Origin of the sequence: Petrotoga sp. 9PW.55.5.1 (assembly GCF_003265365.1) — a bacterium.
In the GTDB taxonomy this organism is placed as follows: domain Bacteria; phylum Thermotogota; class Thermotogae; order Petrotogales; family Petrotogaceae; genus Petrotoga.
In genome coordinates this window covers 37,318-49,888 of the sequence record NZ_AUPM01000046.1, presented here as the reverse complement: position 1 = coordinate 49,888, position 12,571 = coordinate 37,318, and the positions used below count along the sequence as shown (strand labels likewise).

Here is a 12,571-nt window from a genome sequence, read left to right as displayed (position 1 = left end):
GGTGTTTTTTTGACTAGTGAGTCTAACGATAGATCAAAAAAGATTTTGATTTTTCTTTTTGTAGCTTATATTGTTTTAGGGTTTGTTAATTTTTTTGTTTTTGAAATGAGTTTAGAAGGTGTTGGGGATAGATGGATTGTTTATTTCGGAGACGGAGGTTTCTTTGGTCAAATAAATCCGATGACATTGATTATGTCTTTTGGTGTTATGACACTTTTACTTTTAGTCGCAAGAAGTATTCGCTGGGAGAGAATTCCTGGTAGATTACAGGCTTCTGTTGAAACCTTTTTTGATTATTTTTGGGAAATGGTTGAGGATTCAGTTCCCAATCCTAAGTATAGGAAATCTACTTTCGTAATTGCTATGAGTTTTTTCTTGTATATAGCTGTTTCTAATGTTTTAGGTGGAATCCCAGGGATTGACGTTGTCCCTGTTGAGAATGGGTTGAATGTTCAATTGTTTACAAACACATGGTACACGCCTACCTCTGATTTAAACGTTAATTTAACTTACGCTTTAATGGTTTTAGTAATTAGCCACTTTTATGCAGCAAGGGCGAAAGGTGTTTTGAAGTGGCTCAAATCTTTTTTTGAACCGAATCCACTACTATTTCCAATAAACCTAATTAGTGAGATAGCAAAACCAATTTCCCATTCATTAAGGTTGTTTGGTAACATTATGGGGGGAGGTATACTTGTTTTAATTATAAGCTATATGCTTAAGTATTTTCTACTACCTGTTTTTTTGTGGGGCTTTTTTGGTTGGTTCATCGGGCTCATTCAGGCATTTGTTTTTGCTTTGTTGACAATAGCATATATAGGTTCATTGTTAGAATAAAGACTTTTAAATAAATATAAAAAAAGCTAAGGAGGAAAGAAAATGGATTTAGCTACTATGCTTCAAAATTTGGTTACTGAAGGTGGCGCTATTGGATGGGGTTTGTATTATTTAGGTAAGTTGTTAGGTGCAGGTGTTGCTATGGGTATTGGGGCTATAGGTCCAGGTGTTGGAGAAGGTAACGTTGGCGCACACGCTATGGATGCTATGGCAAGGCAACCAGAGATGAGCGGAAACTTGACAACAAGAATGCTTTTGGCTATGGCTGTTACTGAATCCACAGGGCTTTATTCATTAGTTGTAGCATTGATTTTATTGTTTGTTCTTCCATAGTGTTATATATTTTTATGTTTTTTTGAAATTTTAGTTTTTCCTCAAAGAGGTGAGTTTATGTTATCTTTTAATTTAACTTCAATAGTTAATTTGTTAGGTTTTCTTGCTTTTATGCTACTTATGTACAGGTTGTTGTATAAGCCGTACTTTGATATGACCGACAAGAGAAAGCAAGAAGTTGAAAAGAATTTGAACGAGGCTGAAAAGCTTAGGTTAGAAACTCAAAAGGGAAAAGAAGATTTAGATAGAAGATTGTCTGAGATAGATGACGAAAGAAGAAAGATAATAGAAAAGGCTAACGAACAAGCTCAGAATATAGTAAAGGCAGCTCAACAAGAAGCAAATGAACAAAGAAAGAATATTCTAGATAAGGCAGAAAAAGAGGCTGAAGAAATTAAGGAAAGGGCCTCTAGGGAATTGCAGACAAAAATAGTTTCTTTGGCTGTAGCAATTTCTTCTATGATATTGAAAGAGCAGATAGATAAAAGAAAGAATGAAGAGATTATAAGAAGGGCTATAGATAGTTTGAAAGACAAAGGAGAATTGTAATGAAAGCTTCTTACTTTTTAGCTTCTAAATATTCTGAAGCACTTATAAAAACTTTGGAAGATATAGGAGAGATAGGTAATTTAGATAAATATGTTGAAGCCTTCAGGAAGTTAAAAAGCGTTTTAGAGGAGGACGAAACTTTAAGAGATACGGTTTATAGTCCTCTTATATCACCTGATTATATCGTCAAAAAGTTTGTTGAAGTAACAGAGTTTGAAGAGAAGATATTTGTCAAATTTTTAGAATTTTTGGCAAAGAAAAGAAGACAGAATTTGATACCGTTGATTTCTTATATTTTATATCAACAAAATTTAGAAAGAGAAAGAGTTGTAGAAGTAAGATTAATTCTTCCAAAGAAGGCTTCAAAAAATATAATTGATCAGATAAAGAAAGCTATTCAAAGCAAAACAGGAAGAGAGATTAAACTGATTACAGAGATAGAAGAAGAAATTATAGGCGGGTTGCAGTTGTATATTGGAGATAAGTTTTTTGATTACTCTGTTAAAGGCTTTTTAGATAATATACAATCTGCCTATGCACCCACTGGTGGAGGTGACATTTTTTGAGAGTTAATCCAGATGAACTTACAAAGGTAATAGAAGAGCGAATAAAAAGTTATGAAAGTGGAGAAATTAAAGAGATTGGATGGGTAATGCAAGTTAGCGATGGGATAGTTAGAGCCTATGGTCTTAAAGACGTCATGACAAACGAATTAGTGGAGATTGAAAGTTCAGCAGGAGAAAAGGTATATGGTATAGCTATGAACCTTGAAGAAGATAATGTTGGTATTATAACTTTAGGAGATTACAAAGATATAAAAGAAGGAAACAAACTAGTTAGAACCAATAGAATTATAGAAGTGCCTGTGGGAGAGGCTATGCTTGGAAGGGTAGTGAATCCTTTAGGGATACCCCTTGATGGAAAAGGAGAAATAAAAACGAATGATTTTTATCCTTTAGAGAGAAAGTCTATGGGGGTTGTTACAAGAAAATCTGTAGATACTCCTTTACAAACGGGACTTAAAGTTTTAGACTCTTTAATTCCTATAGGTAGAGGACAAAGAGAATTGATAATTGGTGATAGACAAACGGGTAAAACCGCAATTGCGATAGATACTATTATAAATCAAAAAGGTAAAGATGTTTTTTGTATTTATGTTTCAATAGGTCAAAAGTCTTCTGCCTTAGCAAGAACTATAGATAATTTTGAAAAGTTTGGGGCCTTAGATTATACTGTTGTTGTAGCTGCTGATGCTTCAGATCCTGCTTCATTACAGTATATAGCTCCTTACGCTGGAGCTGCAATAGGAGAATATTTTATGTTTAACGGTAAGGACGCCTTAGTTATATATGATGATCTATCAAAACATGCCGCAGCTTACAGAGAAATTTCTCTTTTGCTCAGAAGGCCACCTGGAAGAGAAGCATACCCCGGGGATATTTTTTATCTTCATTCCAGATTACTAGAAAGAGCCTCTAGGTTAAACGAAAATTATGGTAATGGTTCATTAACAGCTCTACCTATAATAGAAACTCAAGCAAATGATATTTCAGCATATATTCCTACAAACGTTATTTCTATAACTGACGGACAAATATATCTTGAATCAGGTTTGTTTAACGCTGGTGTAAGGCCTGCTGTTAATATTGGTTTGTCTGTTTCAAGGGTTGGTGGAGATGCCCAAACAAAACCAATGAAGAAGGTAGCTGGTTCTTTAAAATTAGATTTAGCTCAGTATAGGGAGCTTGAGTCTTTTACACAGTTTGCAGCTGATCTTGATGAAGCAACTAAAAAGCAGTTAATAAAAGGTGAAAAGTTGACGGAATTAATGAAACAACCTCAATATTCACCGATGGAGATTGAAGATCAGGTTGTTGTAATATATGCGGCTACTGAAGGTTATTTAGACCAAATCGACACCGAAAGGATTGGCGATTTTGAAAAACAATTTCTTGCGTATCTTAAAGAAAATAATCCAGAAGTATTAAGTGAAATAAAAGAGAAAAAAGATTTAACCGATGAAATAAAGAAGATGTTGGATGAAACGATTACCAAATTCCTTAATGTTTTCAAATAAGAGTGGTGATTATTGTTGAGTCGAGGTAATTTAAGAGCCATAAAAAGAAGGATAGCTTCCACTGAGTCAACTATGCAGATAACTAGAGCTATGCAGATGGTTGCTACTGCAAGGCTAAATAAGATACAAAAACAGTTTCGGGGTGTTAAAGAATATGCTAACTATGCAGAAAAGATTCTAAAAAAAGTCCCAAAAAACGAAGAGAGTTTTTACGTTAAAAAAGGCGAAGGTACACTAATTTTTGTTATCTCTCCAGATATGGGGCTAGCTGGATCTTTCCCAGCAGATATTCCTAAAGAGGCTTTGAGGGTAAAGTCAAAGACAGATGATTTCAAGGGGTACTTTGTACTTGGAACAAAAGCTTACTCTTTATTAAAAAAAGAGAACGTTATAGAGAAAGAATTAAACTTTTTTGATATTCCGAAGGTTGATCACGCTGAATATCTTTTAGAATCACTATTTCAAATAATGAGAAATAAAAATATTTCAAAAGTCAAGGTAGTATACGGAGAGCTAAAGAATGCCTTGGTTCAACTACCAAAGAGTTATGATTTACTTCCAATACCTGATGAAATCTTTGAAATAGATTCAAGATATGAATTTGAACCTGAAGAAGAAATAGTGTTTGAAGATGCGGCGTACCAATATCTTCTTTCCAAGATGTATTCTTTTTTATTTGAAACGAAGTTAAGCGAATTACATGCCAGACAAAATGCGATGAAAAATGCTACTGATAATGCACATGATCTAATAGAAGAATTGAATCTTGAATATAACAAACAGAGGCAGGCTTCAATCACACAAGAGCTTATAGAGATTGTTAACGGTGCGAATATGCAATAGGAGGTAATTTGATGCAAGAACAAAAAGGAAAAATAATAAGTGTTATTGGTCCTGTTGTGGATGTTAAATTTCCCCAAGGGCAATTACCAAGCGTGTACGATGCTTTAAAAGTGAAGAATGAATATACAAATGAAGAAATAATTCTAGAAGTTGAGCAGTTAATTGGTGATGATACGGCAAGATGTGTTGCTATGGATTCAACCGATGGTTTGAAAAGGGGTCAAGAAGTAATTAACACACAAGATTCTATCAAAGTTCCCGTTGGTGACAAGACTTTGGGAAGGATGTTTAATTTATTAGGTAATCCAATAGACGAAAAAGGAGAAGTTGAAGGGGAAGAGTTTTGGCCGATACATAGAGATCCTCCAACCTTGAACGAACAAGATACATCCATAGAAATTTTAGAAACAGGAATAAAATGTATAGATTTGTTGGCTCCGTTCCCAAGAGGTGGTAAGATAGGTTTCTTTGGTGGAGCTGGTGTAGGCAAGACTGTTCTTGTTATGGAACTTATTAGAAATATAGCAAAAGAACACCAGGGCATATCTGTTTTCGCCGGTGTTGGAGAAAGAACCAGAGAAGGGAACGATCTTTGGAATGAAATGCAGGAAACAGGGGTTATAGATAGTACTGTACTTGTTTTTGGGCAGATGAACGAACCACCAGGAGCAAGGTTTAGAGTACCTTTGACTGCTTTAACTATTTCTGAATATTTTAGAGATAAACAGAAAAAAGATGTTTTACTTTTCATTGATAATATTTTTAGATTTGTTCAAGCCGGTTCGGAGGTTTCTGCTTTACTGGGAAGGATGCCATCGGCAGTTGGTTATCAACCAACTTTGGCTTCCGATATGGGGCAGTTGCAAGAAAGGATCACATCAACAAGAGATGGTTCAATTACATCTGTTCAGGCAATTTATGTTCCGGCTGACGATTTCACTGATCCTGCACCTGCCACAACTTTTGCTCATCTTGATGCCAATATTAATTTGTCTAGAAAACAGGCTGAATTAGGTTTATACCCTGCAGTAGATACTTTAGATTCAACATCAAAGATGCTTGATCCTAATGTTGTAGGTCAAGACCATTATTACGTTGCAAGTCAGGTAAAAGAAGTTCTTCAAAGATATGAAGATTTACAAGATATAATCGCTATTTTGGGTATAGAAGAATTATCTGAAGATGATAGAAAGATTGTTAATAGAGCCAGGAGAATCCAAAGGTTTTTGACGCAACCATTCTTTGTTGCTGAAAGATTCTCAAATTATTCCGGGAAATATGTGAAGATAGAAGATACAATAAAAGGCTTTAAGGAAATCCTTGAAGGAAAATATGATGATTTACCAGAGAATGCTTTTTATATGGTTGGAACTATAGAAGAAGCAGTAGAAAAAGCTAAAAAGATGAACGCTTGATCATTAAAGGCGGGTGGTAGAAATTTTCAAGTTCAGAATTATAACCCCTGAAGGGATAAAATTTGAAGAAGAAGTTCAATATGTTGAATTTACTACTAAAGAAGGTTCCATGGGAACTCTTACGGAACGTTTGCCTATAGTGAGTAGTTTAAAGATCGCGCCTGTAAGGGTAAAAAAAAGCGATAATTCTTCTGAATCTTTTGCGGTTCACGGAGGAGTTGTTGAAATGACAGGTGATGAAATGTCAATAATAACTACAGCTGCTGAGAAACCAGAAGATATTGATGTAGAAACAGCTAGAAGGGCTATGGAAAGAGCCGAAGAGGAACTAAAAGAGTCTCAAGATAAGTTCACAAAGGCCAAATTACAAACTAAGATTGAAAAAAATCTTTTACGGGTTAACATTTCAAAAAGAAAGTGATTTTTCTAGACCATTATCTTAGTAGATCAAGTTTGTTTTTTATTCTTAAAAGATCGCTTGAATTATTCTCAAGATAGTTATTTTTAATAATTTTTAAATCCTTCATATTGAGCCATAAAAGATTTTTCTCTTTGAGAAGAGCTTTATGTTTGTCTAATATAGTTGGAGCAAATATGTTTTTATCTGTAAGAGCGTAGGCAAGTATATTGTTGGAAAAATCCTGCATTTCATAATAAGAAGAGCTTCTAATAAAAACGACATCAATCCCTTGTATATTTAAAGTCATAGCAACAGCTGGGTTAGTTATCTCTTGTGGGAGCACAAAAGATATTTTATATGAGTTTATGGTGAAAATTCTATTAGCTAGTGTTTTTTCTGTGTTTATGACAATTACATTGTTATTGAAAATGCTTAAAGAAACGTTTTTTAAAAATAAGATTAAATGTATTCCATATATGTTTGCTATTTCGTTTATAAGTTTTAGTTTTCTATATGGAACATTTTTATTTGAAGAATAGAAGAATATGTAAAATCCTTTGCTTACACCTGAAGTAAAGGATTTTATTAATTTTTTGGGGGATATTTGTTCTAAAATGTATATTCCCAAACTATCTTTGATGCTTTCCCTCGTATCAGAGATATTTTCTAGAGAACTAAAAATATGTTTTTTAAGAAAAGAATATTGAAGCTTTAATAAAAAATTATAGTTTTTCATTTTATCTCAAAACCTTAACTTCAAAACTTTTTACAGATTCTTTAAGGTCTGAAAGATACTTTCCAAAAGAATAGAAGAAGTTACCATTTTTATTTATTTCAAGATAAAAATACAAGGCGTCTTTTATTTCATAACTATTCTTATAGTTTGGCACTATATAAGAAATTTTAGGTCTATCGTTCATCATATTTACAATTAATGCGGGTATTTTTACTTTTCTTAAATTTGAATGAATGTGAGATAAAACCTTTTCTAAGAGAGTTTCAGAAAAGTTAAGTGACAGAATGATCAAGTCAGTTTGATACAAAAGATTTAAGAAGTAAAATTCAAAATTCATCGCATCATTTGTGTAACCAAAAGACAATAAAAAGTTTTGACAAGTTATAAACCTATTCTCTTTGTTTAACATCGTTTTATTCCTTTTTATATAACATTCTACTGAATATTTGTTAAGGATAGCAACAACCTCAGATTGGTCATTTAAAGACCAGTCTGAGGTTGATATTAATATGTCAAGATCCGTAAACTCTAAAGAATTTAAGGGGTTCCCAACAAATAATTTCATTTTCCAAATTTTTCAAAAAATGTCTTATAAGCCAAATAAGTTTCATAAATATCCGCTTTTGATGCAACTTCGTATGGGGAGTGCATTCCCAAAAGCGGAACACCAGCATCCAAAACATCTAATCCTTTATCAGAGAAGAACAAGGCTATTGTACCTCCTCCACCTCTGTCAACTTTACCTAATTCACCAATTTGCCAGGAAATATTCTCCAGGTTGAAAAGATTTCTTATTTTACCAACAAGTTCAGCATTGGCGTCGTTAGTACCGCCTTTACCCCTTGAGCCTGTATATTTCATTAGGGTTATACCGTATCCTAATTTTGGTGCATTAGATAGATCGTGTGCTTCTTTGTAATTTGGATCAATGGCCGCAGATACGTCTGCAGATAACAACGTTGAATTGATGAAGATATTTTCAATTTCGATTGGCAGCATCTTTTCACTAATAGTCGCAAGCTTACTTAACGCATACATCCAAAAATGGTTTCGTGCTCCAGTATTTCCTGTACTTCCTATCTCTTCTTTATCAACAAGTAATACGGCTGGATTTTTAACAGATTCTTTTGAATCTAGTAGAGCTGTTAAAGCTGTGTAAGCGCAAACTCTATCATCGTGTCCATATGAAGCCATTAAGCTTCTATCTAACCCAACATCTCTAGCTTTTAGAGCAGGTACTGCTTCTAATTCAGCACTTATTAAATCTTCTTCTACCAAACCATATTTTTCGTTTAAGATATTTAATATATTGAGTTTGATTGGGTTTTTTACATTATTATCCTCATCGTAGCTAATAGAGATTGTTCCGAGTAGGAGGTTCATTTTTTCTGCTTCAAATGCATCTGATACTTTCTTGTTGCTTAAATCACTATCTAGATGTGGCAGTAAATCTGATATAACAAAGATAGGATCGTTTTCGTCTTCTCCTATAGATACTTCTATCTTACTTCCGTCGCTTTTAATAACAACTCCATGAAGTTCAAGAGGAATGTTGAACCATTGATATTTTTTTACTCCGCCATAATAGTGAGTCTTTGCCATTGCAATGTTTTCATCTTCAATTATTGGTTCAGGCTTTAAATCAAACCTAGGTGAGTCTATGTGTGCACCCACAATATTAATCCCATCTTTTAAAGAGCTATTGTACTTTAATGCGAACAATGACTTATCCCTATTTAAGTAATAGACTTTGTCACCCTTTTCTATCTTACCTTTTTCTTCATAGTAAGAAAGAGGTTTGAAATCGTATTTTTCAAGCATTTGTACTGCATATTTTGCCGCTTTTCTTTCTGTTTTAGAAAAGTCAATGAATGCTTTGTACTGCCTAGAATATTTTTCTATATCTTCTTTGTTCCTTTTGCTCCATACGTTTTTTTGTTTTCTTGTTAATTTTTTTTCTAACTCTGACAAATTCATTAGATCACCTCCAATAAAATTTTACCATATTTTTTTGAAAATATGAAAAAGTAATTAATATCACTAAATCCATTTAAAGATAATTAAAGACAAATAATTATCTATAGTCCTAATTAAGTGCTCTATACTCTTGTTTTCTCTCGATTTTATGTTTTTAAAAAGAAATTAAAAGTATTATAATATAGATGGCATACTTTTTAAGGAGGGATAAATAATATGGATAAAAAGATTTATCCAGAGTTGACGATGGATTTTGTTAGAGTTACCGAAGCTTCCTCATTAATAGGGAGCCTTTTCTTAGGAAGCGGGAATCTTGATATGATCAATCGTAACTCTATCGATGCTATGAGAGGTATGTTTGATTATATTGATTTTAAAGGAAATATAGTTCTTAGCAAATTAACAAAAGAGAATGCAACAATGTTGTACGTTGGTGAGAAGTTGGGGATTTGGGATGATGGAACTACAGAAATGGATTTAGCTGTTGATCCTATAGATGGTGTTAAGTTAGCAGCTTTTGGTTTGCCTAATGCTATAAGTGCGGTTGCATCTACAATTAAGGGAGGGATCAAAGTTTTACCAACTTATTATTCATTAAAGTTAGCTGTTGGTCCTGAGTTAAAAGGAAAACTTGATATTAAAAAATCGATTAGAGAAAATATAGAGATAGCAAGTGATACTTTGAAGGTTTTACCTGGTGAAATTACTTTTGTTATTTTAAACAGACAAAGGCACGAAGAAATTATAGAGGAGATAAAAGAGGTTGGTTCTAGAATAAAATTGATTAGTGATGGAGATATAACAGCATCAATAGCAACCTCTATTGAGGAAAGCGGAGTGGATATTTACCTTGGCATTGGAGGGACTTTAGAAGGAACCTTAGCAGCTGCAGCTCTAAAAACTTTAGGCGGCGAAATACAGATGAAAATGTGGGCTAGAGACCGGATAGAGGAAGAATCGATAAATGAAAAAGGTTGGGAGTTGGAAAAGGTATTTTACACAGATGAATTGGTAAGTGGTGAAGACGTTATATTTTCAGCAACAGGAATAACGGATGGGGATCTATTAAAAGGCGTTAAGTTTATAAAAGGGTTTGCCTATACCCAAACACTAACTATGAGAAGTAAAAGTGCAACTATTAGAAAGATAGAAACTATGCACAATTTAAAGAATAAAACTATTAGATTAAAGTCTTTAGAAAAAGATATAAAATTGATGGATTTAAAAAAGAACAAAATCTATTGAGAAGATTCGTTTTTTACTTTTGACCTTGTAAAAAGCATTATTATAGCTTCAAAAGCTATTTGCAGATAATAAGTTGCAAATCTCCATAAAAGCACTATTGAAGATAAGAATTTTGCTGGTATAAGGCCAGCCAGTACAATACCATATAGTGTTTCTACTCCTCCTGAGGAACCTGGTGTGGGTATATAATATATTACAAAATTCATAATTATGAATAATATAAGAACATCTAAAATGTTGTAATTTAATGTTGTAACAGAAGTCAAAGCTATATATAACCCTAATGAATGAAAGAAGACTATAAAACCTCCCAAGATGAAATCAATCGCCAATATATAAGCTTTTTTAATCCAGAGTAAATTAATGCTAGCTTTCAGATCTTCAAGCCAATTTTTAAGTTTTTCCATTCTATTCTCCATTTTAGTTTTGTTTTTTATCGGTAATATCTTTAAAAGAAAGTTGAAAAATTTGTAGAATATCTTAGGGTTCAAAAATAAGATAACTACTAAAGCTGAAAAGCCTAAAGCGGATATAATTCCTATTACAAGAATATATTTTCCAACCCCAACATTCGCTATAATTTTTAAAACTCTTCTAATAAAGATTAATATCATTGCTGCTGAAAACAAGAGATTTTCAGCTAATCTAGACATCACTATATTCGTTGCAAGTGTTGATTCGATCCCTAATTTTGTGAGATGGTATATCTGGTATGGCTGGCCTCCACTTGCCATGGGGGTAATATTAGACATAAAATAGTAAGAAAAAGTGTTGTGAAGGGCGTCTTTGAATCTTAATCTTTTGTTGAAACTAAAAGTTACTATATATAGTCTAACTAAATCTATAATATAAGCAAATGCAAAGACACCAAAAATTTTTATAATAAAAGTTAAATCGATTGTTTTAATTGTAGCTATTGTTTCTTGAAAATCCGCAAAAAAGGCAATCAAAATGTTGATAGCAAAGCCTATGATAAGAGCAATAATTACGTTTATTATGATTCTTTTTCTGCTTAAAGCTTTATTAGATCCAGTGCTTTCAGACATTTTTACCTCCGGAATTATTTTTAACCATTGAATTTATGAGATGGGTTTTTCCTATTTTGTTTTTTGGATTCGTAAAGATTTAAATAAAATTCTCTCCATTTCGAAGTAACGTTATTTTTTGAATAAAATTGGCCTCCTAAAATGGAATTTTCTTTTGCTTGTTCATAATAATCTTTGTTTATTCTTAACTTTTTGATTTCACTTATAAAATCATTCACCTCATTACCTTTTAGGTAATATCCGTTTAATATATCTTTATATTCTTGTAAATCCCGTAAAAGCAATGGTTTATGGCAAGCCATGGCTTCTAAAATAGACATTGGAAACAATTCGTTGTATGAAGGAAGAAAAAAAAGGTCAGATATGTTGTAATATAAATTCATTTTCTTGCGATCTATTATTCCTAGAAATTTTACATTTGTTGGTGGGTTTTCGACCATTTTTTTTAGATTTTCATAACCAGATGTTATCTTTCCAAAAGAAAACCCTCCCGCCCACAAGAATTCGGTATCTGGCATTTTTTTTGCAACCTCTAAGAAATTTTGTACCCCTTTTCTTATTTGAACTTGTCCATTTCCAAAGATTACAAACTTATCAAGAGAAATTCCTAAATTTTTTCTTTCGGTTTCTATTTGTTCCTGAGTAAAAGGATAAAAGCTTTCATCTGATACGAAATTTGGTATATAAGTTATTCGTTCCTCAGCAATGCCATAACTTTCTAGCTCTTTTACGAAATTGGGGTTAACTACTACCAAATAATCTACGCTTTTATAAAAGTTAATTAGATAGTTATAAAAGATATGTTTTAGAAAAAAAGGTAAATTAAGACTATTTTCTAATGTTTGTGGAAGAAAATGAACAGTAACTACTGTTATAATCCGTCCTTTTGAAATGAGTTGAAATAAAAAATGTCTAAAATCAACTGTATGAAAATGGGCTATATCTATAAAACTCTTTTTTTTAAAAACTATTTCAAAGTCATCAGAAAAGTCTTCTAAAGCCTTTATCAATTCTTGATAAGCCGAATCTACCCCCTGCCCTTTAATCTTTTCAGAAGAAGAAAACATACTAATAACTATCTTTGATTTTTTGTTCATTAAATCATCCCCAATA

The 12,571-nt window shown here is 32.7% G+C and carries 14 protein-coding genes; 9 read left to right on the top strand and 5 right to left on the bottom strand.

Translation table 11 applies throughout. From position 1 onward, the window contains the following. Window positions 1-9: 9 nt before the first annotated feature. From atpB to atpC, 8 genes are read left to right on the top strand one after another with little or no spacing between them, the layout of a single operon-like run. Window positions 10-837 carry a F0F1 ATP synthase subunit A gene (gene atpB / locus PW5551_RS06945; protein WP_113075064.1) on the top strand — a complete coding sequence of 276 codons (828 nt, stop codon included), beginning with the start codon at window positions 10-12 and terminating at the stop codon, window positions 835-837. A gap of 42 nt (window positions 838-879) precedes the next feature. Continuing rightward, window positions 880-1,170 (top strand): F0F1 ATP synthase subunit C, encoded by a 291-nt coding sequence (locus PW5551_RS06940; protein ID WP_199562245.1) that lies wholly within the window; start codon window positions 880-882, stop codon window positions 1,168-1,170. A gap of 57 nt (window positions 1,171-1,227) precedes the next feature. Then, window positions 1,228-1,719: a F0F1 ATP synthase subunit B gene (gene atpF / locus PW5551_RS06935; RefSeq protein WP_113075063.1), complete on the top strand. Its 492-nt coding sequence runs from the start codon at window positions 1,228-1,230 to the stop codon at window positions 1,717-1,719. Continuing rightward, window positions 1,719-2,285 (top strand): ATP synthase F1 subunit delta, encoded by a 567-nt coding sequence (gene atpH, locus PW5551_RS06930; protein ID WP_113075062.1) that lies wholly within the window; start codon window positions 1,719-1,721, stop codon window positions 2,283-2,285. The genes atpF and atpH overlap by 1 nt, the downstream gene beginning before the upstream one ends. Continuing rightward, window positions 2,282-3,796: a F0F1 ATP synthase subunit alpha gene (gene atpA, locus PW5551_RS06925; RefSeq protein ID WP_113075061.1), complete on the top strand. Its 1,515-nt coding sequence runs from the start codon at window positions 2,282-2,284 to the stop codon at window positions 3,794-3,796. The genes atpH and atpA overlap by 4 nt, the downstream gene beginning before the upstream one ends. A 15-nt stretch (window positions 3,797-3,811) precedes the next feature. After that, window positions 3,812-4,639: an ATP synthase F1 subunit gamma gene (gene atpG / locus PW5551_RS06920; protein ID WP_113075133.1), complete on the top strand. Its 828-nt coding sequence runs from the start codon at window positions 3,812-3,814 to the stop codon at window positions 4,637-4,639. 11 nt (window positions 4,640-4,650) lie between these two features. Continuing rightward, entirely contained in the window at window positions 4,651-6,054 is a 1,404-nt protein-coding gene (gene atpD / locus PW5551_RS06915) for a F0F1 ATP synthase subunit beta (protein WP_113075060.1), read from the top strand. A gap of 13 nt (window positions 6,055-6,067) precedes the next feature. Beyond that, on the top strand, window positions 6,068-6,475 hold the full coding sequence (gene atpC / locus PW5551_RS06910) for an ATP synthase F1 subunit epsilon (protein WP_233488466.1): 408 nt from the start codon (window positions 6,068-6,070) through the stop codon (window positions 6,473-6,475). 13 nt (window positions 6,476-6,488) lie between these two features. Here the strand turns inward: atpC and PW5551_RS06905 are convergent, their stop codons facing one another. The 3 genes from PW5551_RS06905 to PW5551_RS06895 are packed head-to-tail and all read right to left on the bottom strand — an operon-like array spanning window position 6,489 to window position 9,167. Further along, a complete protein-coding gene (locus tag PW5551_RS06905; RefSeq protein WP_113075059.1) occupies window positions 6,489-7,190 on the bottom strand; it encodes a hypothetical protein in 702 nt (233 codons plus the stop codon). A 1-nt stretch (window position 7,191) separates the two neighbouring features. Next, window positions 7,192-7,755, bottom strand: coding sequence for a hypothetical protein (locus PW5551_RS06900; protein ID WP_113075058.1), 564 nt, complete (start codon window positions 7,753-7,755; stop codon window positions 7,192-7,194). Beyond that, entirely contained in the window at window positions 7,752-9,167 is a 1,416-nt protein-coding gene (locus tag PW5551_RS06895) for an aminopeptidase (RefSeq protein ID WP_113075057.1), read from the bottom strand. The genes PW5551_RS06900 and PW5551_RS06895 overlap by 4 nt, the downstream gene beginning before the upstream one ends. Before the next feature lie 216 nt (window positions 9,168-9,383). Here PW5551_RS06895 and glpX point away from each other — a divergent pair, with 216 nt between their 5' ends. Next, window positions 9,384-10,412, top strand: coding sequence for a class II fructose-bisphosphatase (gene glpX, locus PW5551_RS06890; RefSeq protein ID WP_113075056.1), 1,029 nt, complete (start codon window positions 9,384-9,386; stop codon window positions 10,410-10,412). On the opposite strand, the gene PW5551_RS06885 is transcribed toward glpX, so the two are convergent. Both PW5551_RS06885 and PW5551_RS06880 read right to left on the bottom strand, forming a co-directional pair. Then, the gene (locus tag PW5551_RS06885) at window positions 10,406-11,458 is read right to left on the bottom strand and encodes a lysylphosphatidylglycerol synthase transmembrane domain-containing protein (RefSeq protein ID WP_113075055.1); all 1,053 of its coding nucleotides are present in this window, start codon (window positions 11,456-11,458) and stop codon (window positions 10,406-10,408) included. The genes glpX and PW5551_RS06885 overlap by 7 nt on opposite strands. A 20-nt stretch (window positions 11,459-11,478) precedes the next feature. Further along, window positions 11,479-12,555, bottom strand: coding sequence for a glycosyltransferase family 4 protein (locus PW5551_RS06880; RefSeq protein ID WP_199562243.1), 1,077 nt, complete (start codon window positions 12,553-12,555; stop codon window positions 11,479-11,481). Window positions 12,556-12,571 lie beyond the last annotated feature (16 nt).